The sequence below is a fragment of the Allobosea sp. AAP35 genome (genome assembly GCF_001295925.1).
In the GTDB taxonomy this organism is placed as follows: Bacteria; Pseudomonadota; Alphaproteobacteria; order Rhizobiales; family Beijerinckiaceae; genus Allobosea.
Genome location: NZ_LJHQ01000045.1, coordinates 21,038 through 46,814 on the forward strand (window position 1 = coordinate 21,038; position 25,777 = coordinate 46,814).

Annotated in this window: 23 protein-coding genes; 12 read left to right on the forward strand and 11 right to left on the reverse strand. The window is 67.0% G+C overall.

What is annotated here, in order from left to right; genetic code table 11:
• Positions 1–5 precede the first annotated feature (5 nt).
• On the reverse strand, positions 6–1,034 hold the full coding sequence (locus IP69_RS15245) for a P1 family peptidase (RefSeq protein WP_054143690.1): 1,029 nt from the start codon (positions 1,032–1,034) through the stop codon (positions 6–8).
• Positions 1,035–1,232: 198 nt separating this feature from the next.
• Between IP69_RS15245 and recA the strand changes: the two genes are divergently transcribed.
• From recA to IP69_RS15265, 4 genes are all read left to right on the forward strand, one after another.
• Complete coding sequence (gene recA / locus IP69_RS15250) at positions 1,233–2,318, forward strand: recombinase RecA (RefSeq protein WP_054143691.1); 1,086 nt, start codon at positions 1,233–1,235, stop codon at positions 2,316–2,318.
• 324 nt (positions 2,319–2,642) lie between these two features.
• Positions 2,643–5,285 carry an alanine--tRNA ligase gene (gene alaS / locus IP69_RS15255; RefSeq protein WP_054143692.1) on the forward strand — a complete coding sequence of 881 codons (2,643 nt, stop codon included), beginning with the start codon at positions 2,643–2,645 and terminating at the stop codon, positions 5,283–5,285.
• Positions 5,286–5,292: 7 nt separating this feature from the next.
• Positions 5,293–6,459: a cyclic nucleotide-gated ion channel gene (locus IP69_RS15260; RefSeq protein WP_054143755.1), complete on the forward strand. Its 1,167-nt coding sequence runs from the start codon at positions 5,293–5,295 to the stop codon at positions 6,457–6,459.
• Complete coding sequence (locus IP69_RS15265; protein WP_054143693.1) at positions 6,456–7,118, forward strand: hypothetical protein; 663 nt, start codon at positions 6,456–6,458, stop codon at positions 7,116–7,118. Before IP69_RS15260 ends, IP69_RS15265 begins: the two co-directional genes overlap by 4 nt.
• A gap of 760 nt (positions 7,119–7,878) precedes the next feature.
• Here the strand turns inward: IP69_RS15265 and IP69_RS15270 are convergent.
• Positions 7,879–9,093: an NADP-dependent isocitrate dehydrogenase gene (locus IP69_RS15270; protein WP_054143694.1), complete on the reverse strand. Its 1,215-nt coding sequence runs from the start codon at positions 9,091–9,093 to the stop codon at positions 7,879–7,881.
• Between the two features lie 317 nt (positions 9,094–9,410).
• On the opposite strand from IP69_RS15270, the gene IP69_RS15275 reads away from it, so the two are divergent.
• The 3 genes from IP69_RS15275 (at position 9,411) to IP69_RS15285 (ending at position 11,609) form a co-directional block, all read left to right on the forward strand.
• Positions 9,411–10,184: a hypothetical protein gene (locus IP69_RS15275; protein ID WP_054143695.1), complete on the forward strand. Its 774-nt coding sequence runs from the start codon at positions 9,411–9,413 to the stop codon at positions 10,182–10,184.
• A gap of 53 nt (positions 10,185–10,237) precedes the next feature.
• Entirely contained in the window at positions 10,238–10,966 is a 729-nt protein-coding gene (locus IP69_RS15280; protein WP_054143696.1) for an SDR family oxidoreductase, read from the forward strand.
• Between the two features lie 97 nt (positions 10,967–11,063).
• Positions 11,064–11,609 (forward strand): 2,4'-dihydroxyacetophenone dioxygenase family protein, encoded by a 546-nt coding sequence (locus IP69_RS15285; protein WP_054143697.1) that lies wholly within the window; start codon positions 11,064–11,066, stop codon positions 11,607–11,609.
• A gap of 115 nt (positions 11,610–11,724) precedes the next feature.
• Here IP69_RS15285 and IP69_RS15290 read toward each other — a convergent pair whose 3' ends face one another.
• The gene (locus IP69_RS15290; RefSeq protein WP_156323487.1) at positions 11,725–12,132 is read right to left on the reverse strand and encodes a flagellar assembly protein FliX; all 408 of its coding nucleotides are present in this window, start codon (positions 12,130–12,132) and stop codon (positions 11,725–11,727) included.
• Between the two features lie 227 nt (positions 12,133–12,359).
• Between IP69_RS15290 and IP69_RS15295 the strand changes: the two genes are divergently transcribed.
• The 4 genes from IP69_RS15295 (at position 12,360) to IP69_RS15310 (ending at position 14,951) form a co-directional block, all read left to right on the forward strand.
• Positions 12,360–13,493, forward strand: a complete 1,134-nt coding sequence (locus IP69_RS15295) for a flagellar basal body P-ring protein FlgI (protein ID WP_082359365.1) — start codon at positions 12,360–12,362, stop codon at positions 13,491–13,493.
• Positions 13,493–13,858 carry a rod-binding protein gene (locus tag IP69_RS15300; protein WP_082359366.1) on the forward strand — a complete coding sequence of 122 codons (366 nt, stop codon included), beginning with the start codon at positions 13,493–13,495 and terminating at the stop codon, positions 13,856–13,858. The genes IP69_RS15295 and IP69_RS15300 overlap by 1 nt, the downstream gene beginning before the upstream one ends.
• 2 nt (positions 13,859–13,860) lie before the next feature.
• On the forward strand, positions 13,861–14,349 hold the full coding sequence (locus tag IP69_RS15305) for a hypothetical protein (protein WP_054143699.1): 489 nt from the start codon (positions 13,861–13,863) through the stop codon (positions 14,347–14,349).
• A 182-nt stretch (positions 14,350–14,531) separates the two neighbouring features.
• On the forward strand, positions 14,532–14,951 hold the full coding sequence (locus IP69_RS15310; RefSeq protein ID WP_054143700.1) for a hypothetical protein: 420 nt from the start codon (positions 14,532–14,534) through the stop codon (positions 14,949–14,951).
• 3 nt (positions 14,952–14,954) lie between these two features.
• Here the strand turns inward: IP69_RS15310 and IP69_RS15315 are convergent, their stop codons facing one another.
• Both IP69_RS15315 and IP69_RS15320 read right to left on the reverse strand, forming a co-directional pair.
• Entirely contained in the window at positions 14,955–15,377 is a 423-nt protein-coding gene (locus IP69_RS15315; RefSeq protein WP_054143701.1) for a flagellar biosynthesis repressor FlbT, read from the reverse strand.
• Positions 15,378–15,502: 125 nt separating this feature from the next.
• Positions 15,503–16,702 (reverse strand): flagellin, encoded by a 1,200-nt coding sequence (locus tag IP69_RS15320; RefSeq protein ID WP_054143702.1) that lies wholly within the window; start codon positions 16,700–16,702, stop codon positions 15,503–15,505.
• 252 nt (positions 16,703–16,954) lie between these two features.
• Here IP69_RS15320 and flaF point away from each other — a divergent pair, with 252 nt between their 5' ends.
• Positions 16,955–17,326, forward strand: a complete 372-nt coding sequence (gene flaF / locus IP69_RS15325; RefSeq protein ID WP_054143703.1) for a flagellar biosynthesis regulator FlaF — start codon at positions 16,955–16,957, stop codon at positions 17,324–17,326.
• Between the two features lie 236 nt (positions 17,327–17,562).
• Here the strand turns inward: flaF and IP69_RS15330 are convergent, their stop codons facing one another.
• From IP69_RS15330 to IP69_RS15355, 6 genes are all read right to left on the reverse strand, one after another.
• Positions 17,563–19,149 (reverse strand): flagellin, encoded by a 1,587-nt coding sequence (locus IP69_RS15330; protein ID WP_054143704.1) that lies wholly within the window; start codon positions 19,147–19,149, stop codon positions 17,563–17,565.
• A 7-nt stretch (positions 19,150–19,156) separates the two neighbouring features.
• The gene (gene flgK / locus IP69_RS15335; RefSeq protein WP_054143705.1) at positions 19,157–21,043 is read right to left on the reverse strand and encodes a flagellar hook-associated protein FlgK; all 1,887 of its coding nucleotides are present in this window, start codon (positions 21,041–21,043) and stop codon (positions 19,157–19,159) included.
• A 59-nt stretch (positions 21,044–21,102) separates the two neighbouring features.
• On the reverse strand, positions 21,103–22,551 hold the full coding sequence (locus IP69_RS15340; RefSeq protein WP_197279902.1) for a flagellar hook-basal body complex protein: 1,449 nt from the start codon (positions 22,549–22,551) through the stop codon (positions 21,103–21,105).
• Positions 22,552–22,747: 196 nt separating this feature from the next.
• A complete protein-coding gene (locus tag IP69_RS15345; protein ID WP_054143707.1) occupies positions 22,748–23,761 on the reverse strand; it encodes a TIGR01620 family protein in 1,014 nt (337 codons plus the stop codon).
• Positions 23,758–25,206, reverse strand: coding sequence for a YcjX family protein (locus IP69_RS15350; protein WP_054143758.1), 1,449 nt, complete (start codon positions 25,204–25,206; stop codon positions 23,758–23,760). Before IP69_RS15350 ends, IP69_RS15345 begins: the two co-directional genes overlap by 4 nt.
• 10 nt (positions 25,207–25,216) lie before the next feature.
• Complete coding sequence (locus IP69_RS15355; RefSeq protein ID WP_054143708.1) at positions 25,217–25,744, reverse strand: histidine phosphatase family protein; 528 nt, start codon at positions 25,742–25,744, stop codon at positions 25,217–25,219.
• Positions 25,745–25,777: the final 33 nt, after the last annotated feature.

The window sequence follows — 25,777 nt, forward strand, 5'->3', positions numbered from 1 at the left end:
GCCCCTCAGCGCAGCGCGTCGGCCAGCGACAGGCGCGCATGCCCGTCGCGCCCCGTGATCGCGGGTGCCGCCAGCATCGCGTTGAGCACCGCCTCCTGCGTCGCTTCAGTGGCGGCGCGGAACGGCAGGTCGATCCGGCTCTCATTGAGCATCGCCATCGGCAGGATATCGGCGGCCTCGTGATGCGCGATGCGCCCCGCCGTGCTGAAGGCGACCGCGATATCGCCGCTGCCATGCCCCCAGAAGGCGCCCAGCCGCGCCAGCCCCGCGCCGCAGCGCCGCGCCACCCGATTGAGCTGGCGCGACTCCAGCGGCAGATCGGTCGCCAGCACGATGATGACCGAGCCGCGCTCCTGCGTCGCAGGCGGCGCGGCCGGCGGCACGGGCCGGCGCCCATCGGGCAAAACGAGATCCCCGGCATTGCCAAAATTGGCGAGCACGAGCACGCCGAGCGTGAAATCGCGCGCGCCCAGCCGCATCAGGCGCGAGGCCGTGCCGATGCCCCCCTTGAAGCCAAACGCGCTCATGCCCGAGCCGGCGCCGACCGAGCCCTCGGCCACCGGCCCAGCGGCGGCGGAATCGAGTGCGGCGAAAGCATCGGCTTCGGTCAAAGCCCGCGCGCGGATGTCGGAGAGGAACCCGTCATTGCATTCCAGCACCAGCGGATTGACCGTTCCCGTCTCGCGCCCGATCTCGGGATGAGACGCCAGAGCCCGGCTGACCAGCGCGTCGATGCCGACGCCGACCGAAAAGGTGTTGCCGAGCAGGATCGGCGTCTCGATCTGGCCGAGCTCGGCCAGTTGCACCAGACCCGCGCTCTTGCCGAAGCCGTTGATGACGTCGCAGCCCGCCCGCAGCTTGTCGCGGAACAGATCGCCCTCATGCGGCAGCACCGCCGTGAAGCCGGTCAGGACATCGCCTTGGTGCAGGCTGCGATGGCCGACGCGCACCCCGGCGACATCGGCGATTGCGTTGAGCGGCCCCGGCGGCAACGTCCCGCAGATCAGGCCGACATCGCGCGCGCGCAGGCTCATTCCACCATCCCTTCAAACACTGCCAGCGGCGATCCGCGGCGCCCGGAACCCGGCCGATAGCCGCTCCTGACATCTCCTGTCAGCACCGCCGTCACGAGAACAAAAAAAGAACTTGCCCACAAGAACAAACCGTGACCAATCTTGGCCATCGGCGCGGATTGAGATGTCCCCGCGCCCCTGCCATAAGGAGCGCGAATCGTGAGTCAGGCGAATCTCAAATTGGTGGAAGGGTCCTCGATGGACAAGGCCAAGGCGCTGGATGCGGCGCTCTCGCAGATCGAGCGCGCCTTCGGCAAGGGCTCGATCATGCGGCTGGGCAAGAACCAGCAGGCAGTCGAGATCGAGACGATTTCGACCGGATCGCTCGGGCTCGACATCGCGCTCGGCGTCGGCGGCCTGCCGCGCGGCCGCGTCATCGAGATCTACGGGCCGGAATCCTCCGGCAAGACCACGTTGGCGCTGCACACCATCGCCGAAGCCCAGAAGAAGGGCGGCGTCTGCGCCTTCGTCGATGCCGAGCACGCGCTCGATCCCGTCTATGCCCGCAAGCTCGGCGTCAATCTCGACGATCTCCTGATCTCGCAGCCCGACACTGGCGAGCAGGCGCTCGAGATCACCGATACGCTCGTCCGCTCCGGCGCGATCGACGTTCTGGTGGTCGATTCGGTCGCCGCGCTGACCCCGCGCGCCGAGATCGAGGGCGAGATGGGCGATGTCCAGCCCGGCCTCCAGGCCCGCCTGATGAGCCAGGCCCTGCGCAAGCTGACGGCGTCGATCTCGCGCTCGAACTGCATGGTCATCTTCATCAACCAGATCCGCATGAAGATCGGTGTGATGTATGGCTCGCCTGAGACCACCACCGGCGGCAACGCGCTGAAGTTCTACGCCTCCGTGCGCCTCGACATCCGCCGCGTCGCGACGCTCAAGGATCGCGAGGAGGCCACCGGCAACCAGGTCCGCGTCAAGGTCGTCAAGAACAAGGTCGCGCCGCCCTTCAAGCAGGTCGAGTTCGACATCATGTTCGGCGAGGGCATCTCCAAGGTCGGCGAGCTCGTCGATCTCGGCGTCAAGGCCGGCATGGTCGAGAAGTCGGGCGCCTGGTTCTCTTTCGACAGCCAGCGCCTCGGCCAGGGCCGCGAGAACGCCAAGGCCTTCCTCAAGGCCAACCCCGAAATGGCCGCCAAGATCGAGGCGACGATCCGCCAGAACTCCGGCCTCGTCGCCGAGCGCATCCTCGACGAGGCGACGCCCAGCGCCGACGATCTCGACGAGGGCGAGGCCTGAGGATTGGCGCGGACGGCGATCACACCCTCGCCGTCATTCCGGGCGAGCGCAGCGAAGTCCCGGAATCCATCATAGGGCGCCGACGGCCCTCTATGATGGATTCCGGAGCGGCGCCGCTTTCGCGGCTTGTCGGGAATGACGGCGCGTTTTTGCCGCAATGGGTGATCATCTTCAACGATCTTGACACAGGGCGGCTCCCGGGCCGCCCTTTTGCTGTCTGCTCCGCCCGCGCGCGTTTTCTGGACAGGCGCCGGTCGCCTGACTAGAAGCGGTGTTTCCCGCCGGGTGTGCCGGCCTCAAGCCCAGACCAGAGCGCAAACAGCGATGAGCGGCGTCAACGAAATCCGGTCCACCTTCCTCGATTACTTCAAGGGCCAGGGCCATGAGGTGGTGCCGTCGAGCCCGCTCGTGCCGCGCAACGACCCGACGCTCATGTTCGCCAATTCGGGCATGGTGCAGTTCAAGAACGTCTTCACCGGCCAGGAGAAGCGCCCCTATCAGCGCGCCACCACCGCGCAGAAATGCGTCCGCGCCGGCGGCAAGCACAACGATCTCGACAATGTCGGCTACACCGCACGCCATCATACCTTCTTCGAGATGCTGGGGAACTTCTCCTTCGGCGATTATTTCAAGGAACAGGCGATCACCCACGCCTGGACGCTGGTCACCCGCGAATACGGCCTGCCCAAGGACAAGCTGACCGTCACGGTCTATTCCGAGGACGACGAGGCGCACGCGCTCTGGAAGAAGATCGCTGGTCTGTCGGATTCCAAGATCATCCGCATCCCGACCTCGGATAATTTCTGGCGCATGGGCGACACCGGCCCCTGCGGCCCCTGCTCCGAAATCTTCTACGACCATGGCGACCACATCCCCGGCGGCCCCCCGGGCTCGCCCGACGAGGATGGCGACCGCTTCATCGAGATCTGGAATCTCGTCTTCATGCAGTATGAGGAGGCGGCGGGCGGCATTCGCACCGATCTGCCCCGCCCCTCGATCGACACCGGCATGGGGCTGGAGCGCATCGCCGCCGTGCTCCAGGGCACCCATGACAACTACGCCATCGACCTGTTCGCGGCGCTGATCGCGGCCATCGCCGACCTCACCAACGTGCCCTCCGACGGGCCGATGAAGGCGAGCCACCGCGTCATCGCCGACCATCTGCGCTGCGCCGCCTTCCTCATCGCCGATGGCGTGCTGCCCTCGAATGAGGGCCGCGGCTATGTGCTGCGCCGGATCATGCGCCGCGGCATGCGCCATGCGCAGCTGCTCGGCGCGCGCGATCCGCTGCTGCACCGGCTCGTCCCCGTGCTGACCCGCGAGATGGGCCGCGCCTATCCCGAATTGCTGCGCGCGGAGGCGCTGATCTCGGAGACGCTGCAGCTCGAGGAAACCCGCTTCCGCACCACGCTGGCGCGAGGGCTGACCCTGCTCGACGACGCCGCCAAGGATCTGACCGCAGGCCAGAGCCTCAAGGGCGACGTCGCCTTCACCCTCTACGACACCTATGGCTTCCCGCTCGACCTGACGCAGGATGCGCTGCGCGCCCGCGGCGTCACCGTCGATACGGATGGCTTCGATGCGGCCATGCAGCAGCAGAAGGCCAAGGCGCGGGCCGCCTGGGCCGGCACCGGCGAGGCCGCGACCGAGAAGCTCTGGTTCCCCTTGCGCGACAAGCTCGGCGCCACGGAATTCCTCGGCTACGACACCGAGACCGCCGAAGGCGTCGTCACGGCGTTGATCCGCGACAATGCCGAGGTCGAGAGCCTGAATGCCGGCGAGACCGGCCTGATGATCGTCAACCAGACGCCGTTCTACGGCGAATCCGGCGGCCAGGTCGGCGATGCCGGCACGGTGCGCGGGCCCGGCCTGGTGGTCGCGGTCAGCGATGTCCAGAAGAAGCTCGGCGATGTCTTCGCCCATGCCGTCACCGTCAAGGAGGGCGTGCTGAAGCGCGGCGCCGCCGTCGAACTCGTCGTCGATCATGCCCGCCGCGCCGCCATCCGCGCCAACCACTCCGCCACCCATCTGCTGCATGAGGCGCTGCGTCTCGTGCTTGGCGACCATGTCGCGCAGAAGGGCTCGCTGGTCTCGCCCGACCGGCTGCGCTTCGATTTCTCGCATCCCAAGCCGATTTCCGATGAGGAACTGCGCGAGGTCGAGGAGATCGCCAACGCCATCGTGCTGAAAAACGAGCCGGTCTCGACCCGCCTGATGAGCGTCGACGAGGCCATCGCGTCGGGCGCGCGTGCGCTGTTCGGCGAGAAATATGGCGACGAGGTCCGCGTCGTCGCGATGGGCACCAACGCCACGGGGCGCGCCTATTCGGTCGAGCTCTGCGGCGGCACCCATGCCAACCGCACCGGCGATATCGGCCTGGTCAGCGTCGTCGGGGAAAGCGCGGTCGCCGCCGGCGTGCGCCGCCTCGAGGCGATGACCGGCAACGGCGCGCGCCTGCGGCTCAACACCGAGTCGCGCCTGCTCGACGGGCTCGCCAGCCTGCTCAAGGTCCCCGCCCATGAAGCCGGCAACCGGCTCACCGCCCTCATCGAGGAGCGCCGCAAGCTCGACCGCGAACTCTCCGACGCCCGCAAGAAGCTCGCCATGGGCGGCGGTGGAGAAGCGCAGGACCCGGTGCAGGAGATCGCCGGCACCAAGCTGCTGGCGCGCGCCATCAGCGGCGTCGAGATGAAGGATCTCAAGAGCCTCGTCGACGAGGCCAAGACCCGCATCGGCTCGGGCGTCGTCGCCATCGTCGGCGTCGCCGAGGATGGCAAGGCCGGAATCGTCGTCGGCGTCACCGCCGACCAGACCGAGCGGTTCGACGCGGTCGCGCTGGTGCGCGCGGGTTCCGAGGCGCTCGGCGGCAAGGGCGGCGGCGGACGCCGCGACATGGCCCAGGCCGGCGGCCCCGATGGCGACAAAGCGCAAGCCGCGCTCGACGCCGTCGCCGCCGCGATGGGCTGACGCCGCCATGGACGCCGCCGCCTCTCACCCGAGTTGGCGGCGCCGGGTTCACCTCTGGTTCGACCATGGCGCAGGCGACGATGCCATCGCCACCGCGATCCATCGCGGGCTCGTCCTGCTGATCTGCGCCAATGTGACCGCGATCGTGCTGGAATCGGTGCCCGACATCGCGGCGCGCTTCGGCCCGGCTTTCCAGGCGCTGGAGGCCGTCTCGCTGGTCCTGTTTGCGCTCGAATATGCCATTCGCCTGTGGGTCGCGCCCGAACATGCCCGCTACCGCGCGCTCTCCCCGGCCCGGGCGCGGCTGGCTTACGCCCTGTCGCTGCCGGCGATCATCGATTTTCTGGCCACGCTGCCGCTCGCCTTCGCGGTGCTAGGCCTGAGCGATCTGCGCGCGCTTTTGCTGCTGCGGCTGCTGCGCTTCTTCAAGCTCGGGCGCTATTCGCCGGGCATGGCCTCGCTGGCGGCGGCGCTGTCGGCGGAGCGCAAGGCGCTGTTTGCCTGTTTCGTCGTGCTGATGGGCGTGATGCTGATGGCCGCCAGCGTGATGCATCTCGTCGAGCACGAGGCCCAGCCCGACAAGCTCGGCACGATTCCCGATGCGATGTGGTGGGCGATCATCACCCTAACCACGGTCGGCTATGGCGATGTCTTCCCGGTCACGGCGGCCGGCAAGGCGGTGGCATCCGTCACGGCGGTGCTCGGCCTTGTCATGCTGGCGCTCCCCGTGGGCATCGTCGCCACCGCCTTCGCGCAGGAGATCCACCGCCGCGAATTCGTCGTGACCTGGAGCATGATCGCCCGCGTGCCCTTATTTGGCCAACTCGATGCGGTCGAGATCGCGCAGGTGATGCAGTTCCTGCGCGCCCGCACCGTGCGCAACGGCGTCGTGGTGGCCCATGAGGGCGAGCCGCTGCAGGCCTTGTATTTCGTCGCCAGCGGCGAGGTCGAGATCTCGCGGCCGGAGGGGAAGACGACCTTGGACGAAGGCCATTTCTTCGGCGCGCTGACGCTGGACGACGTCGCGATCACGAGCCATGCCTCGGCGGTCAGCGCGGCGGTCGCCACCGCGCCGACAAAGCTCCTCGTGCTCGACCAGATCGACTTCCGCGCCCTGACCGCGCGCAGCCCGAAGCTCGCCGCCCATATCCGCAAGCTGGCGCTGGGCGCATGAGGCTTCGCCGTCTCATCCTGCTGGCGGCAGCCGCCCTGCCGCTGGCCGCCCTGTCGCCCGCCGGCTCCCCGTCGCAGGCTCAGGCCCAGCAGCAGGGCCCCCGCAAGCCGCCGCAGCCCAAAGGCCCAGCGCTGTCCGCCTCGCAGCGGCTGATGGCGGGCTCGCCGCTGAATGTCCTGGCCACCCGTGCGCCGGAAGGAGCGCGGCTCGCCATCGCGCGTCCGACCGATCCGGCTGCGACCGCCATCGTCGTGGTGCCGCTCGGCGCCCGCCCCTCGGCCAGCCTGCCGACGCCGGGCGAGGCCGGCGCCTATGAGCTGCGCCTGACGCGCGACCAGGACGGCGCCCCGGTCATCCTGCTGCGCCAGTCGCTCGTCACCACACCGCCGCAGGCGACCTTGGCCGCGCCCGCCCGCATCGGACGCGGCCAGGCCCTGCCGGTGCGCGGCATCGGCCCCAATGGCGAGCGCGACCGGGTGGTGCTGGTGCAGGCCGGCGCCGCCCCGGACGCGCAAGGCCCGTCCTTCTTCCCGCAGGAGAACGTCGAGGCGACGCTGGATGGCCCCGACCAGCCCGGCGCCTACGAGCTGCGCTATGTGATGGACGCCCCCTTCAGCGGCCTGCGCGTGCTGGCGACAAGGGCGGTGCGCGTGGAGTGAGGGTGGAGGGGAGCGGACAAACCGCACGCATCCCCAGCCCCCCGCTGTCATTCCAGGGCTTCGCGCCAGCGAAGAGCCCGGAACTGACCACCGCGCTCTACGATGAGCCGCTGTCGGCAGCCGCCCCAACGACCGTCGTGATCATGGATTGAACGGGCATAACCTCCACCCCTTATCCCCGCCACCCCGCCCGCCCCTATCCTCCCCTCGCTGCATCCGACCAAGGGGGCTCTCGCGAGGCATCGTGCGGCCGGGTGCAGTGGCGGGTTTCGGGAGGCGTCGCCATTGCGGGCGGGGGCTCCCGGAGGTCGAGCGGCAGTAAGTCCCCTTAGTCAAGGGACGAGTGGCCGCGACGCCCAAAACACCCGCGCGCGGAGCCGGGCGGCGCGAGATCGGCGCTGCATCGACCTCGACATCGACACTCGACATCGGCACGCGGCTCTGATCCGCGCGCCACCCGGCTCCGCGCATCCCCTTTCGGGGGTATGGTCGCGAAACCCCGCGGCTCAGGTCGGTCGGGGCTTTTGGTGCGCGGCGTCGATGATGGTCCCCGAACCACCACCGTCATCCTGGGCGGCCGCAGGCCGACCGGGATCCATCATAGGGCGGCGACCGTGCCCGATGATGGATCCCGGCCTGCGCCGCGTGCCGCGGCTTGTCCAGGATGACGGGCGCCCCAATGAACCGCCTCCCCCGACCCACGAAAAAAGCCCGGCCGTCGCCGGCCGGGCTCTCGTGTCGTCACGAAGGCTGAAACCACTCAGGCGGCCATGGCCTTCTTCATGTTCTCGCTGACCTTCTCGAGGAAGCCGGTGGTCGAGAGCCATTTCTGCTCGGCGCCGACCAGCAAAGCCAGATCCTTGGTCATGTCGCCGGCCTCGACGGTGTCGACCGTGACCTTCTCGAGCAGCGTCGCGAACCTGGCCAGCTCGGCATTGCCGTCGAGCTTGGCGCGGTGGGCCAGCCCACGGGTCCAGGCGAAGATCGAGGCGATCGAGTTCGTCGAGGTCTCCTTGCCCTTCTGATGCTCGCGATAGTGGCGCGTCACCGTGCCATGCGCTGCCTCGGCCTCGACGGTCTTGCCGTCGGGCGTCATCAGCACCGAGGTCATCAGGCCCAGCGAGCCGAAGCCCTGCGCCACCGTGTCGGACTGCACGTCGCCATCGTAGTTCTTGCAGGCCCAGACATAGCCGCCCGACCACTTCATCGCGGACGCGACCATGTCGTCGATCAGGCGGTGCTCATAGGTGATGCCGGCGGCGTCGAACTGGGCCTTGAATTCGGCCTGGTAGATCTCCTCGAAGATGTCCTTGAAGCGGCCGTCATAGACCTTGAGGATGGTGTTCTTGGTCGAGAGATAGACCGGATACTTGCGGATCAGGCCGTAGTTCAGCGAAGCGCGGGCGAAATCCTTGATCGACTCGTCGAGATTGTACATCGCCATGGCGACGCCGGCCTCGGGGGCCTTGAAGACCTCCTTCTCGATCACCGCGCCATCCTCACCGACGAACTTGATCGACAGCGTGCCCTTGCCGGGGAAGGTGAAGTCGGTGGCGCGGTACTGGTCGCCATAGGCGTGGCGGCCGATCACGATCGGCTGGGTCCAGCCGGGAACGAGGCGCGGCACATTCTTGCAGATGATCGGCTCGCGGAAGATCACGCCGCCGAGGATGTTGCGGATCGTGCCGTTGGGGCTCTTCCACATCGACTTGAGGTTGAATTCCTTCACGCGGCCTTCATCGGGCGTGATCGTCGCGCATTTCACCGCGACGCCGTGCTTCTTGGTCGCGTTGGCGGCGTCGATGGTGACCTGGTCGTCGGTGGCGTCGCGGTTCTCGACCGAGAGGTCGTAATAATCGAGATCGAGGTCGAGATAGGGGAAGATCAGCGTGTCCTTGATCTTCTGCCAGATGATGCGGGTCATCTCGTCGCCGTCCATGTCGACGACCGGGTTGGCGACCTTGATCTTGCTCATGTGAAACGACCCCTGCTTCTGGTCAGATTGAAACGATATCGGCCTGCGGCAAGCGCGCCGCAGGCGGTTGGCCGTGTCCTAAAGCATCGGCCTGGAAAGGGAAATGCGGTTTTCGGCTAAGGCGCTGTTGAACCCGGGACGCAAGGCTCCTTAACCCTTGAGGCCATGGCGGGGCAAATCCATGCTGCACTGCCGCAAAATCGTCGGCTTGCGTGTTCAGTCTGCGCCCTCACCGCCGCCGCACCGGGACGACCGCCTTGCCTCCATCTGTCTTTCTCGCGCCGGCCGGCCTTTTGATTCGGGCTGCAGCGCTTCTGATGCTGACCGCAGGGCCCCTCGCCGCCAGCCCGGAGCAGCCTGCCGATGCGCTGACGCTCGACGCAGCCTTCGCGGACGAGGCCGAGATGCAGCTGTTTGCCCCGATTCCACGCTGGCAGGCCCCGCCGCCGCCGCCCGAGCCCGTGCTGGCGACGCCGAGTTTCATGGCCCCGACGCTGAACAAGCAAAGCGCAGCCCATGACAGGGCCGTGCGCAACGGGCTCGCCCGGCCCGACTTCGCCGCCGTGCCGATCCGGCGCGGGCTCAGCCCCGCCGCGACGCCGCTGCCCTCTGTCGCCGAGCGGGCTGTCGGCATGAAGCTGGGTGCCGAGCGGCTCTCGGTCTCGACCGCGATCGTCACGGGCCAGGGCGGCTGGCAGCGCAACGACACGCGGGTCGACTGGAATGTGACGCAGGGCCCGAGCGCCGAGGGGGATGTGCTGTGGAGCGCGGCGGCTGGCGGCAATCTCCAGGCGGCGGGATCAGCCGAGCAGAATGCCCAGGCCGTACTGGGCTACAAGCTCCAGCCACTCGACATCGTCACGCTGACGACGGAGATCGCGCTCGCCGGGAGCTATACATTCGCGGCGGAAAACGGGCTTGTCACCAGCATGACGCCACGCGTCAAGGTCATCGCGGATCTGACGCAGCCGCTCTCCATGCCCTGGCGCACCACACTGGATCTCAATGTCGGCCGGCAGGTGCCGATCACCGGCAACGACTACCAGACCAACGCGTCCGCCCTGCTGCGGCTGGAACTGCCGACGCCCTGAAACGCAGGGCCGCGGTCTTCCCGTGTGCTGCCGGCGCCGTTAGACTCGGCGCCATGACCGACACACCCCACACCGCACCACGCTTCGCCCTCGTCACCGGCGGCACCCGCGGCATCGGCCAGGGCGCCGCGCTCGCGCTCGCCGCTGCGGGCTTCGAGGTCCTAGCCACCGGCCTGACCGAAGAGGAAATTGCGACTGCCCCACCCCACCCCGCCATTGCCTATGCGAGGCTCGACGTCACGCGTGACAACGAAGTCGCGGCGATCATCGCCGCCTGCCCCCGCCTCGACGCGCTGGTGAACTGCGCCGGCATGATCCAGCGCGGCGGCAAGGAGTTCGAGATCGACGCCTTCCGCCTGACGATCGAGGTCAATCTCAGCGGCACGATGCGGATGTGCCTGGCGGCGAAGGACAAGCTTGCGGCCAACCATGGCGCGATCGTCAACATCGCCTCGATGCTGACCTTCCACGGCTCGGCTTTCGCGCCAGGCTATGCCGCCTCCAAGGGCGCGATCGGGCAGCTCACCAAGTCGCTGGCCGCCGCCTGGGCGGGCGACGGCATCCGCGTGAACGCGGTCGCTCCGGGCTGGATCGAGACCGAACTGACGCGGCCGCTGGTCGAGGATGCCGTCCGCTCGGCGCCCATCCTGGCGCGCACGCCGATGGGCCGATGGGGCCAGCCCGGCGATGTCGGCGGCGCGATCGCCTTCCTTCTCTCGGATGCGGCCGGCTTCATCACCGGCACGATCCTGCCGGTGGACGGCGGCTATCTGGCGGTCTGACCCGCCAGCCAAAACCCAACCGGCACAGGACGATGCCGGATCATCCTGAATCAGCTCGGCAACGCCGGATTCAGCCAACAGCAACGGGAGAAACACCATGAACAAGGTCAGCCCCATTCCGGTCGCAGCCTCCGACGCCGAGCGCTGGACGCCCTATCGGCACCCGCAGCCGAAGGATTCGCCGCCGGAGTTGATTGTGCCCAACGTCATCCCCACCGATGAGCGCGTCTGGGTCCCGGTCGACGACAATGTCTGGTTCCGACCCTTATGCCTCAGCGTGACGCGCGGCTACTGGATGAACCTGCTGCGGGTGCGCCGCTCGGGCGTGCTCTCCCGCCACCGCCATCCGCAGCCGGTCCATGGCTATGTGCTCAAGGGCCAGTGGCGCTATCTCGAGCATGACTGGGTCGCCACCGAAGGGTCTTATGTCTACGAGGCGCCGGGCGAGACCCATACGCTGGTGGTCGATCCCGAGACCGAGGAGATGATCACCATGTTCCAGGTCAACGGCGCGATGATCTATGTCGACCCGGACGGCAAATGCCTCGGCTATGACGACGTCTTCACGCGGCTCGACAAATGCCGCGCGCATTATGCCAGCAACGGGCTCGGCGCGGAGTATGCGGATCAGTTCATCCGGTAGCGGGATCACGTCATTCTCGGGCGAAGCGAAGCGCAGACCCGAGAATCTCTGGCCGGATGTTTCTCCAGACCATCTCGTCACGAGATGCTCGGGTCGAGCCCGAGCATGACGGAGATCACCGCCCGAGCTTCGCCAGTTCCACCGCCGCCCGCAATTCGATATGCGCCAGGACGTCGTCCAGCCGCGGATCGTCGGTCGTCTCGCGGCGCATGGTGAGATTGGCCCTGATCTCCTCCAGTTCGGCGATCTGCACGCGGCCAGAGAGCAGCGCCGCCTTCAGGCGATCGAGCCCGTCGAGCAGGTCGTGGCCGCGCTTGGCCTGGCGCTTCTTGCGCTCGTGGGGCTCCTCATAGGCCTGCACGGCGAGCAGCGTGTCGAGCGGACCCGACGCGGCGACACTCGCGCTGCGGGCGCTGGTCGCACCTTCCTTGGTCGGCAATGTGAACGCGGCGCTCCCTGCGCGCCGTGCGGAACCTGCCGGGCCGGCGTGGGAGACGGGTGCGCGCTGGTCGATCCGGATCATGGTCGCCTCGCGAAATCGGTCATGCGAACCCTCATGCCAGCCTGGTTAACAGGCGGTAAACCACCCGGCAGAAACTGCCGCCCCGGCAGGAACGGCTGCCGCCCATCGGCAGGACTGACCCTGCCTCGAATGTCCAAACAACTGATAAATCAGCATTTTAAATGTGTCGGCGTCTGGCACGCGGATCGCAGGAGGATGACCGACCGTTTTCTCCTGCCGGTGAGACCATGTTCCGCAAAGCCGCCCTGACATCCCTGGTAAAGCCGCTGGCCCTGCTGCTGGCGCTGGGCTTCGCCGTGGTGGCAGGCGAGGCGCAGGCCCTGTCGCGCATCAAGGATCTCGCCTCCGTCGAGGGCGTCCGCTCCAACCAGATCCTCGGCTACGGCATCGTCGTGGGCCTCAATGGCACCGGCGACACCCTCAACAACGCGCCCTTCACCAAACAGTCGCTCACCGCGATGCTGGAGCGGCTCGGCGTCAACACGCGCGGCGCCAATATGCGCACCGCCAATGTCGCGGCCGTGATGGTGACCGCCAATCTGCCGCCTTTTGCCACGCAGGGCACCCGGCTCGACGTCACGGTCTCGGCGCTGGGCGATGCCAAGTCCCTCCAGGGCGGCACGCTTCTGGTGACGCCGCTTCTGGGCGCCGATGGCGAGGTCTATGCGGTGTCGCAAGGGCCTGTCGCCATCGCCGGGTTCTCGGCCGAGGGCGATGCGAGCAAGATCACCCGCGGCGTGCCCACCGTCGGGCGCATCGCCAATGGCGGCGTTGTCGAGCGCGAGATCGACTTTGCACTCAACAAGCTGAAGACGCTGCGGCTATCGCTGCGTAACCCGGATTTCACCACGGCGCGCCGCATGGCCGCCGCGATCAACGATTTCCTCGGCGGCGACGCGGCCGAGCCGACCGATCCCTCGACCATCGTGCTGCAGATCCCGCCGCGCTTCCAGGGCAACATGATCCGCATGCTCACCGATATCGAGCAGCTGCGCATCGAGCCCGACCAGCTCGCCCGGATCGTCATCGACGAGCGCTCCGGCATCATCGTCATGGGCAAGGATGTCCGCGTCTCGACGGTTGCCGTGGCGCAGGGAAACCTCACCGTCACGATCAGCGAACAGCCGCAGGTCAGCCAGCCCGGCCCGCTTGCCAATGGCGAGACGGTGGTGACCCCGCGCACCAATGTGAAGGTCGATACCCAAGGCGGCAACAAGCTGGCCCTGGTGCGCGAAAGCGTGACGCTGGCCGAGCTCGTCGACGGGTTGAACGCGCTCGGCATCGGCCCGCGCGATTTGATCTCCATTCTCCAGGCCATCAAGGCGTCAGGCGCCCTGCAGGCCGAAATCGAGGTGATGTAATGAGCCCAACCCTTGCCATGCCGGCCGCCAAGCTGGCCCTCAACGTCGTCGGCAGCCTCGCCAGCGGGCTCTCCAACGCGCTCGATCCGGCCAAGGCCAAGGCCAAGAAGCAGGCCGATGATTTCGAGACCATGTTCCTCGAACAGGTCACCCAGCAGCTCACGGCCACCCCCTCGGGCAGTGAAGGCCCGCTCGGCGAAAACGGCATCGGCGGCGATATCTACAAGTCGCAGCTGACCCAGGAATACGCCAAGCAGATCCAGAAGGCCGGTGGTCTGGGCCTCTCCGACAGCATCATGCGCGATCTTTTGCGGGTGCAGGAGCAGTCCGGCGCCAGCATCGCGACACAGGCTTCGGGAGCGTAACCATGTCGGTCGCAAGACGCGTTCTCGACGAGCGGCCGCGCGTTTCCAGCCCGCTCGAAGCCAGGGCGCTGATCGAGAGCGTGCTCGAGGCGTTGTCGGCCCTGTCGCATGTCGTCGGCGAGGAGACCGAACTTGTCCGTGCCGGCCGCCTGCCCGAGGCGATGACGCGCGAGGCGCGCAAGACCGAGCTCGCCGGCATCTATATGCGCGGCGTCGAACAGGTGAAGCTCAACGCGGTCGCGCTTGCCCGTTTCGTGCCCGATCAGGTCAAGCGGCTGAAGGGCGCGCATCTCTCGTTCCAGACGCTGATCGAAACCAACCAGATCGTGCTCGCCACCGCGCGCGCGGTCTCGGAATCGATCATCCGCGATCTCGCCGCCGACGCCAACCGCCCCTCCCGCGCGGCCGGCTATGGTCCGGCTTCCACTGTCGGCGCCGGCGCCTTCGCCAGGCCCAATTCCGGACCGCTGATGGTGTCGCGGCGGCTCTAAGCCAGCATCAGCGGGCCTGAGCGGGCGGCTGCCTCCAAACCCCTCAATATTTACCTAACTTCTTGACGGGAGATTCAATCTTCCGTGCCAGCCTGTCCATGTTCGGATCGGCGCGAGCCTGTCCATGCAAAGGCCAGCAGCGGCACCGCGCCGCTGGGCCTCACTCCAGAAGGAGTAAAACCATGGATTTCGGCAACGCGCCCAGGACCACACCCGTCGGAGGCCCCCCGATCGCCGCCCGCGCCGATATCGTCGCGACGCAAGGCAGTGTCGGCGTTGAACTCCCCCCCGAGAAGACCGTGCAATCCGCACAGGCCGGTCGGGCCATCGAGCTCGACATTCGCGGGCGGGATCTGCAGCAGCGCGCCGAAACCGAAAGCGCCCGCAACGAGGCCCTGCGGCGCAGCGCCGCCTCATCCGACATCGAGCGGCGGCTGATTGTCGAGCCGCAGACGCGCACCGTCATTCTGCAAAGACGCGATGCAAGTACGGGCGAGGTCGTCGAGACCATTCCCGACGAAGCCTCCTTGCGCCGACGCGTCTATGCGCGCGTGCTGGCGCAGCAGGAAGCCGAAGCGGCCCGCATCGACCGCTCGGTGTGAGTTTCAGGCCGACGCCGCGTCGGGCCCCGCCAGCGCGACCCTTGCCAGCTCCAGCAGGGCCGCCTCGTCTTCGCGCAGGGCGCGCGCGCCCTTGAGCGCCTGATACATTTCCCCAGCCAGGATATGCCCCGAGATCGCCGCGATCTTCGGCCCGAAGCTCGGCACCGCCGCGACGATCTCCCCCGCGATCCGCAGGAAATCGGCCTGATGCGGCGCCGGGTCGCGCGCCAGATACATCCTCTGGAGCACCACCTGCAGCCGGTCGCAGACCGTCCTGGCTTCAAGTTCGGGGAGGATCTCGCTTTGGCGCAGGATGCGCGCCTTGGTCTCGACCACGAGCTTGATGCGACGGTCGCTCGCGTTGACGATCGCGTGCTCGCCGATGATCACCCGCTCATTGGCCTTGAGTTCGATCTTCAGCGCCATGGTCTGCTCCTCGCATTGCAGTCTTTGCGCCAGAAGCGTTAACCGACCATGAAAAAGGCGGCGAGGTTGCCCTCGCCGCCTGGGTGACCGGCGGGCCGTGAGGCCCGCCTCGCCGTTGATGTGGATCAGCGCAGCAGCTGGAGCACGGCCTGGTCGGACTGGTTGGCCAGCGACAGGGCGGACTGCGACAGGGACTGGCGGGTCTGCAGAGCGAGCAGGTTGGCCGCTTCCTTGTTGGTGTCGGCGAGCGTCAGGTTGTCGGCGCCGACTTCCAGCATGTTCGACAGCTCCTTGGAGAAGTCGAGACGGGTCTGCATGATGGCAAGCTTGTTGCCGTACTCGCCCTGGCTGCCCTTGACGGTGTTCAGAGCCGTGTCGATCGACGTCAGAACCGCATCCGCGTTACCACTGCCGAGAGAAACGACCGACATACCCGAGGTAGAAAAGCTCTTGCTGTCGACATCGATTTTGCTTTTCGAGGCACCGTCGAAGGTCACGGTAAGCTTGTTGCTATCGCCGCCTTGCAACAGATTGATGCCGTTAAAGCTTGCGTCCGTAACGGCATCATTGATGGCGGTCATCACATCCGCGTACTGCGAGACATAATCCTGACCGTTTGCGGTGGTGCTGGGTGTGCGAGCGGCGGTAGCGAAAGCTGCGAAACCAAGGTCGGTAGCAGTCGCGCCAGTACCAGTGATAGTGAATGTTTCAGCCGGAGTGGCAGCAGTATCGACAGCCGCATCGAAGCTGAGGGTTCCGTTATCATTAATCTTAGCGGTAGCAACGCCAGAGTTGTTAACAGCGTCAACGAGTTCACCCACGGTGTCGAGCGTCGCGCTCGCGGTGAATGTGAACTGTTCCTGCACGCCGCCTTTGGTTGTCGTAAAGATCAGCGTCTCGGTATCAGCGACACCGTTGGTGGTGAGGGAAGCCGCACGAGTCCTCTCCAAGACGCTGCCGGCAGCAGTGCCGGTAACGTCGATAGCCGTACCAGCGTCAACACCGGCTGAGGCGGCGCCATTGCCCGCGTTCTTCGCCTGCTCGGCGATCGACTTGGCCTGCTTGAGCAGGGTGGTAATGGTGTCGAGGCCCTTGTTGGCGGCCTTGACCGTCTGCACGCCGGTGTTGATGCCGTCCTGCAGCGAGGTCAGGCTGGAGGCGCGCTCGGTGAGCGCCTGGGCCGTGAAGAAGTTGGTGGGGTTGTCGAGAGCGCTGTTGACCTTCTTGCCGGTCGACAGCTTCTCCTGGGTCTGGGTCAGCATCTGGGCGGTGCTCTGCAGAGAGAGCAGGTTGGTGCGAACGCCAGCGGAAAGAGCGATTGCCATGTGTCATGTCCTTGATCGAAAGCGGCCCTGCTGGCCGCCTCGTGAACATGAGGGCCAGACCTTGCGGCGGCCTTAATGCGAAGGCTTGCTTTCGGCGTATTCGCCTTTGGGAAAGGTCCGAGGTCAAACACGGTAAATGAGCCCCTAACGCCGTCTTGCAGCGGCGATCGCCCTTTAAACCGCATTTTAAGACACGGGCATCTACACCTGCCGAAGCGGCAACAGGCCGTCCATCCGATTGGAATGAAGCGCATGCAGCCCGGTTTCAACGCATATGCCTCCGCCGCCCGCAAGACCTCGACCGTCAACACCCCCCGCGATCTCGAAGCCGAGCTTCTGATGAAGGCCGCGACGCAGCTCCAGGCGGTCGCCGACCATTTCGAAAGCCGCGCCGGCGATCTCGACGCGGCGCTGGCCTTCAACCGCAAGCTCTGGACGCTGCTGGCCTCGGCCGTCAGCAAGGCCGACAATCCCCTGCCCTTCGCCGACAAGAGCAATCTGCTGAACCTGGCGAATTTCATCTTCGCCGAATCCGTCCGCATCAGCGCGACGAATTCCGCACAGGCGCTGCCGGGGCTGATCGAGATCAACCGCAACATCGCCGCCGGCCTGCGCGGCCGCTGACATCTGCGAACGCGCGACGAGACGGACGCTATTGCGCGTGCCGTCTCGCAGATCCGGAACCCAGCGTCAGGCCCGACGGTGCTCTATGACGGGTTCAGGACGGCGATGGTGCGCGGCTTGTCCGGAATAACGCCGGATAGAACGGGCGTGCACCGAGCCATGACCGGGATTGGGCTCAATTCGGGCCGGACGCGCAGGATGTTAGCCGCTGAAGTTCAGCAGCGGGCGCTCAGCGCCTACAGGTAGTTCGTCAGCGACAGCTTCGACAGGATCGAGGTCACCTGATAGCTCGATTCCAAGCTGGTTTGCAGCGCCAGGATCTGCGTCGCGACCAGGCTCTTGTCAATCTCCTGGACGCCGCCCAGTGTCGTCTCGAAATAGGCCTTTGTCGCCTCGTGACGCTCGGTTGCGGATTTCAGCGCGTTTTGCGCCACGCCGAGCTCGACCGCGATGTCGGAGGGCCTCTGGCCCCCCTCATAGCTCAGCCCGTCGCGGACACGCTCGGCCAGCGCATTGTAGCCGGACTGCGAGGTGGCAACCCCCTGCGGGAATTCGACCAGCGAGAAGGCGGCCAGATTGGCCAAGCTGGCCCGGATCGCCCCCTCATTGGCCCGGGTGCCGATCGACACGATCTGGGTGCGATCGACCTGGACACCCGCCGTGTTGCGGGCGGAGGGGTTCGGCAGGACTGGATCGCCCGTCGCCAGAGCCCGAGGATCGTCGGCCAGCGGATCCAGCGCCACTGCCGGATCGAGCCCGTCCTCGCCCTGATACCAGATCACCGTATTGGCGGCGGCACCGGCCCGCGTCGGCGGATCGGCGAGGTCTGCGGGCACGCGCCGCGGCGGAAAATTGACGCTGGAGTCGAAGAAATCCGTGGTGGTCCAGATCGCGGACGCTGCCTTCAGCGTGGTCTGCGCCTCGTTCTTCAGAGCGATGCCAATGGCATCGGAGATGTTCTTGGCAGTATCGGCCGTCGTCGCCCCGATGGCGAAACCGTCGGCGCTGGCCGGGTCGCTCTGATCCTTGGCCGTCAGCAGGATCTCGGTCTGCGTCCCGTCGGGCAAGTCGAGCTTGATCCGGATCTGTTCGCCGAGCAGCGGCTGGCTGGGGCCGACGGTGACCGTCAGGCTGGTCGGATCGGCAGGGGGATCAACGGCCATAACGAGATTAGTCGAGCCCGACGACAGCGGCGAAATGTTGAAGCCGTACGCCGCATTGAAGCCGGTGTCCCGTGCCAGCGTGGCAACGTTCGTCGCCGATGTCGCGCCCAGCCGCCCCTGCCCGCCCGCAGCCACGCCATCGGCCGTGGCCCGCTCGGCGATCAGCGTCTTGAGCCCGGCCTTGACGCCGTCGCCATTGATGATGAGGTCGGTCGACTCGGTCGGCTTCACATCGGTCGTGCGGCCCGAGAACAGGTAGCGGCCGTTGACGTCGATGTTCAGGAGATCGATCGCCTGCGCGAAGGACCCCTCCGCCAGGATCTGCGGACCGGTCAGGCCGCCTTGCGACGGCAGATAGGTGCTGGTGCTGATATCCGTGCGGATCTGCGTGGCGACCTTGGCGATGCTCTCGACCGCATTCGACTGGAGCTTGAGATTGGTGCCCGCGGTTTCGATGCCCGCCAGCCAGGAATCGAGTGACGCGATCTTCGCGTTCAGATCGAGGCTCTTGGTCCGGTCGATGCCGAGCCCGCCATAGGTCGTGCTCTTCTGCTGCGTCGCCAGCTGCCGCTGCAACTCCGTCAGATCATTGCGGGCGCTGACGAACTGGCTGCGCGTGGCGAGACGGTAGGCGCCCGTGCCGGAGGAGGTGATGGTCATGGCGCGCTCACACTCTCATCAAAAGGTCCATCATCTCCTTAACGGTCGAGATGATGCGGGCATTGGCGGCATAGGCGGTCTGCAACTCGATCAGCTGCGCCATCTCCTGGTCGACATTGACCTGCGCGGTCTGCTGGAACCGGCTCTGGATCGCGGCCAGCGCGACCTGCTGGCCCTCGTCCAGCCGCTTGGCGGTCTCCACCGACTGGCCCTGCGAGGAGACGATGCGCTGGACGAGATTGGACACCGTCAGCTGGGTCGTCGCGGTCGAGCCGTCTAGGCCGGTGCGGTTGGTGATGCTGCGCTGGGTTTGCGTCAAGGCCTCCAGCATGAGCTTGGGCCGCGTCGCGTCCCCTTGAGGCGTCGTCGACCCCGCGGTCGTGTTGAAGACCACGAGCTTCGACCGGTCGGCGATCACATCCGGATTGACGGTGATCCGTCCGGCAAAGCCAAGCGCCTGCGAACGGCCCTCATAGGAGCCCGTGAACGCGACACCGCCGGCACCGCCATCGACGAACAGGGGGATTTCGGCGCTCCCACCGGTCAGCGCGGTATTGGTCGCATAGGAAGCAACCCCCATGACCTGGCTTGCCGCCGGGGCCGAGATCAGGAGCTGGTTTCCGCTCGGATTGGAAAAGGTGAAGGCAGGCACGCCCGGTGTGGCGACGAGAGCAGCCTGGATAGCCGTGGCGATGTCGGCCGCGCTTCCCGACAGATCGACGGCAATGACCTGATTGCTGGCGTCGCCGACGGCTGTTGCGGGCAGCACCGTGCCGGCCGACGCGTTCACCAGCGTCAGGCGCTGCGTCGGGCCGGTGGCCGTCGCCTTGTAGTCGAAGGTGATGGTGTTGCCCGGCGACAGCGTGGAGGGCGAGGCGATGGCAAGCGTGGCGGAGTTGCCCACGCCGGCGCCGGTGACGACGCCCTTGGTCTCGCGGTCCGACAGCGCCTTGGCCATCTGCGACGCGATCTCGTCGAGCTGCGCCTGCGCCTGCACCAGCGTCTTGTCGCGCATCTCCACGAGCGCGGCGATCTCGCCGGAGCGGAACGTCTTGTTGGCGATGGCGTCCATCGTGCCACCGGAACCGGTGGACATGGTGATGGTCCCGACGCCGCGCTGGGCCGGATCGCTGCTCCACTGATCATCGGCGTCCAGGCCCGACCGCGCATCGAAGCCGAAGGTCACCGACGGGCGGCCGTCGAAGAGCTGCGTACCGGACCCGGTCGTGATGCTGATCGAGCCGCGCGCGTCCTCGCTGGTCTTGATGTCGATGAACTGCGACAGCTCCGACAGGATCAGGTCGCGCTGATCCTTCAGGCCGGCGGCGGCGGCATCGTTGGGCGTGCCGACGATCCGCGCATTCACGTTCGTCAGCGCCTCGAGCAGGTTGTTTACCTGCGTGACCGCGCTGGCGATGCCGGTCTCGGCGTCGCTGCGCAAGCTTTGCACACCATCCGACAGTGTGTTGAGTCGGGCGGCAAGCTGACCGGCGTTATCGAGCACCGCGGTGCGCAGGCTGTAGGATGACGGGTCGTTCTGGAGAGCCTGCAGCGCGCTGGTGAAGCCGCTGTAGATCGAATCGAGCGCCGTTGCGCTGCCCGGCGCGCCATAGAGCTGGTCGAGGCCCGACAGCATGTCGGCCCGCGTCGAGGTATAGGCGGCCCCGGCGGATTCCTGCCAGAGCTGGTGCTGGACGATCTTGTCGAGCAGTCGCTGGACCTGCGTGCTCTGGCTCCCAACCGTCTGTCCGCTCAGCGTATCCGATGTCGAGACGGCCCGACGGACATAGCCTGCCGTTCCGGCATTGGCGACGTTTTGCGAGATGACGCCGATGCCGATCTGCGTGGCGTTCAGCCCGGCGACCGCGGTATTGAGGGATGTGCTGAGACCCATGGTCAATTCCTGTCGCGGCTAGAAGCCCTGTCGGGCGGCGCCGAACGTCTCGAGAGCCTTCAGCGGATGATGCTGAAGACGTCGCGCAGCATTTCCTGAGCCGTGGTGATGACCTTGGTGTTGGCCGAATAGGCCTGCTGGGTGACGATCATCTTCGAGAATTCGTCGGCGATATCGGTGTTGGATTGTTCGACATTGCCGCCGATGAGCTGCGAGGTGCCGAGCCCGATGATCGGCGCTCCTGATTCGATCGTTTCTTCGAAGGCACCGCCATCAAGCCGCTTGAGCGCGTTGTCGGCGTTGAAGCGCGCGACCGAAAGCTGCGCCAGCGCCACCACCTGTCCATTGCTGAAGGTGCCGATGACCTGGCCGGTGGCCGAGACGCTAGTGCGGTCGAGTGTGCCGGCGGTGTACCCGTCCTGCCGGATCGAGCGGGCGTCGATCTGGCCGCTGACATCGCCGTTTTGGGTGACGCCGTTGCCACCAGTCGTCAAATTGATCGGGTTGGCGGCCGAACTAATCAGGGTGCCGCCGATGGTCATTTCGGGCAGAAGAATGTTGCCGTTGGCCGGCGTCTCCAGTTGCCCCGTCGACCCGAAGGTGATGCTTGTATTGGCGTTGCGATACGCGGGAACGGCGCCTGTTGCGCCGGTATTCTCGGCAACGAAAAGGTTCCAGGTATCGACGGTCGCGGCCGAGCCGACGACCGGAGGAATTGCCGCCGGGTCTGCCGCGACGGCGGGTGCGGCATTGACGGTCTTCCCCCAACGTAACTCGACGCTCGTCGCCTTGCCGAGCGCATCATAGACAGTGACTGAGCCTCCAGGGATGGTCTGGCTGAGAAATCTGGTGAGATCGCTGCCGATCACGACGCCCGTTCCACCTTCTGTGGTTGACAGCGGATTGCTCGTGAAGCCGGTCGGCGACAGCAGTTCCGAGCCCGGCGTCCCGGCCGTCGCATTGTTGGTGCCCGGGACGGCGGGGATGTTGGCACGGTATTCGATCGAAGTCGTCGCCTTTGCCGGGAACTGCTCCTTGGTGATGCGCAACACCTCCGGCTGCGTGCCGATGAGCTGACCCGTAACCGTATCGATCTTGAGACCTTTCAGATAATAGCCGGCGCCATTGACGAGGTAGCCGTTCGCATCGAAGTCGAAATCGCCGCGACGGGTGTACAGGTTCGTATTGGCGAACTGCGTGTTGCTGCCGAGCCCGGTCGTGCGCTGATCGACGACGAAGAAGCCATCGCCGTTGATCGCCGCGTTGGTGTCGATCCGCGTCGCGGTGAGATCGCCCTGGATCGAGTTGGTCGACTGGCTGTAGGCCGCAACCGAACCCGAGATCTGCCGGTTGAGCGCTGAATCCGGCACGAGGTCCGAGAAGGTCGTGTCGACCCGCTTGAAACCGGCCGTGCGGGAATTGGCGATGTTGCCGGAGATGTTTTCCAGCGCATAGGATTGCGCCTGCATTCCGGAAACTGCCGTTGTCAACGCGCTGAAAACACCCATGGAACCCTCACCTCGACCGGCGCCCCCCGGGGCGACCATCACTTTCGAGGCGATAACTGCACGGCCCATGCCAGCGGCGCGGGCCTGAAATACCAATGACTTGGATGGTTTCTCAGAGGTTTAGACCCGGTTTGCGCCGGGCAGAATCGGCCAGCCCGGCAGAATCTGCCTAAGCCCTGCGGGGGCATCGTGTCGTTCAGGCCCCGCTCTGCTCCGGCGCGCCGCGCCAGGACGACAGGTCGCCGGCGACATCGCCGAGGCTGGGCGGCGCAGCCTCGACGAAGGGCATCGGTCGGCACACCGCCAGCGCCGAAAGGCCGATGCGCGCCGTCAGCAAGCCGTTCAGCACGCCCTCCCCCAGCTTGGCAGACAGCCGCGCCGCCAGACCCTGCCCGACCACCTGCTGGATCACGGCATCGCCGGCCGCGATGCCGCCGGTGACGACGAGATGGCCGAGCACCTGCCGCGCCAGCCGGATCAGCCCCAGCGTGCCGGGGCGCCCGGCATAGATGCCGGCGATCGTCCGCAGCAGCCGCGCGCAGGCGACCAGCACGAAGACGATGTCGATCAGCGCGCGTGGACTGACCGCTGTGACGAGCGAGACCCGCCGCGCCGCCTGGGCGATCTGCGCCTGCGCCAGCGCGTCGAGCGGCGCCATCAGGCTGCGCTCGGCGACGGTGAGCACGTCGCGCGCGGCAAAGAGCTGCGGCAGGCTGTCGGCGAGATGCGCCCGCCCCTTGGCCGTGTCGGCGCGCGCGCCGTAAAGACCCGCAAGCTCGGCGGCCACGGCCTGGGCCTCGCTCAGGCTGCCCTCGGCTAGCGCGGCCATGGCGCGCAGGCGCAGGGCCTCGACCTTGCGTTCGCGCAGGATGTCGCGCAGCACCCGAACCAGCATGACCAGCAGCGCAAGCGCCGCCAGCGCCGCGCAAACGAGCGCCGCATAGCCCAGCACCGGGCTCTGCTGCATCAGCGAGACGATGGTGCGCTCGGCCCAGACACCGACCGCAAGCGTCAGGAAGCCCGAAAGCCCCGCCACGAACAGCCCGCCCCAGGACCAGCGCCGTTTGGCGACCGGCAGGACCGCGGGCTCGACAGGGTCGATCGGTTCGTTCTCCGGCAGAATCGCGACCTCGCCCCCGCGGACCTTCTCGTCGAGAGCCGCTTCGAGGGTGGCCGGATCGAGCCGGATCGCGCGCGGCGCCTTGCTCATGCCAGCCTGTCCCCGATCAGGAATTCGAGCGCCCGGTCGAGGCGGATCTGCGGCGGCGGCCTGCTGCGGCCTCCGGCATCGGCCTCGACCAGCGGCGGCCGGAAGCGCGGCGCCCTGATCTGCCATTTCGCTGCCGGATCGAACACGGAATCGGGCCGCTCGGGCAATTCGCCAGGAAAGATCGCCGCCTCGCTCATGCCGTCGAAGACCTCGCCATCGACCATCTCGCCCGCCTCCGGCACGCCGGCAATGGCGGGAAGATCCTCGCGGCCCTGCTTGATGCGGACCTCGCGCGTCGCCCGCACCGCCGACAGCGCCATCGATTCGACACGCGCGCCCGCCCCTTGCGCGCGCGAGGCGGCACGCGCGACGAGATGGCCCATCACCGCCGCCAGCCGGTCATGGCTGGTGTGGTGAACGTGGTCGGCCTTCGTGGCCGCAAACAGCACCCGCTCGATCCGAGGCGCAAACAGGCTCGACAGCCAGGAATTGCGCCCGACCTGGAAGGCCGCCAGCGCCTGGCCGAGCGCGGTTTCGAGATCGGCCAGCGCCGGCGCGCCGGCATCGAGCGCCGCCAGCACATCGACCAGCACGATCTGGCGGTCGAGCCTGGCGAAATGGTCGCGGAAGAACGGCGCCACAACGACGCGCTTATAGGCCTCGAAACGCTCCGCCATGAGCCCCGCCAGCGTGCCGGGAAGCGGCTCGGTATCGGCGCCAAGATCGAGCGGCGCGAAGGTCAAAGCTGGCGAGCCCTCGAGATCGCCCGGCATCAGGAAGCGCCCCGGCGGCGTCACGGCCACCGCTTCGGGATCGGCGCGCAGCCGGCCGAGATAAGCTTTGAAACGGTCGCTGGCAGCCTCGGCCGCGAGTTCGTCGGGCGCACCCATAGGATCACGCGCCGGCAGATCGGCAAGCCAGGCGGCGGCCGCCTCGCGCCGATGCGCCTTGCGCGCATCGCCCACGGCCTGGCGCGACCATGTCTTGTAATCCTGCCCGATCAGAGCAAGGTCGAGCAGCCATTCGCCGGGGTAATCGACGATATCGAGCGTCAGCGTCGCTGGACCCTTGAACCAGCCGGAAGCGCGCTCGTAGTCGATCTCGACGCGCAGTTCGGAGATCCGCCGCGTCGAGTCGGGCCAGCGCCGCTCCGCCCCGTTCAGCGAAGCCCGATGCGCCTCATAGGGAAAGCGCGGGATGTCCGGGTCCGGCTGCGGCACCAGGCGCACGCGCGAAATCCGGCCCTCGGTCGCCGCTTTCAGCACAGGCAGCTTGGCGCCCTCGATCAGGTTCTGGATCAAGGCGGTGGTGAACACCGTCTTGCCCGAGCGCGACAGACCGGTGACCCCCAGCCGCAGCCGGGGCCGACCCATGCCGAGCAGGCTGTCGCCGAAGGCAAGCGCGGCCTGGCGTGCGTCATCGAGATAGGAATTTTGGCTCACGATGCGGACAGGCTCATTCGTCCGGGCCTTCGCCGATAGAGGCTGGGGTGACGAAGCGGTCGAGCCGGCCGCCGCGCGCCGCGACATCGCGCCAGTCCTCGACGGCAAAATCGAGCACGGCCAGCCCGCAGGTCGGATATTTCTGGCTCAGACGCGCCGCCGCATAGCGGTCGCCATGGCCGGTCAGATGCATCGCCAGATCCTCGAAACCGGGATTGTGACCGATCAGCAGCAGCGTCTTCACCTGCGGTTCGGTCTCCTGCACGACCTCGAGCAGCCGCCGCATCGGCGCCTCGTAGATGCGGGGTTCGTGCTGGACCGGCGGCTTCTCCGGCAGCATCGGGGCCACCAGCTGCCAGGTCTCCTGCGTCCGTCGCGCCGGCGAGACCAGGACGAGGTCGGGAAGCAGTAATTCGTCGGCGAGATAGCGCCCCATCACCGGGGCGGCCTCGCGGCCCCGCGTGGCAAGCGGCCGCTCCCGATCGGCCACGCCTTCGGGCCAGTTCGATTTCGCATGGCGCAGGAGCATGAGGCGTCGCATCAGCGCAACCTAGTGGCAGCGCCCGGCTTTTGC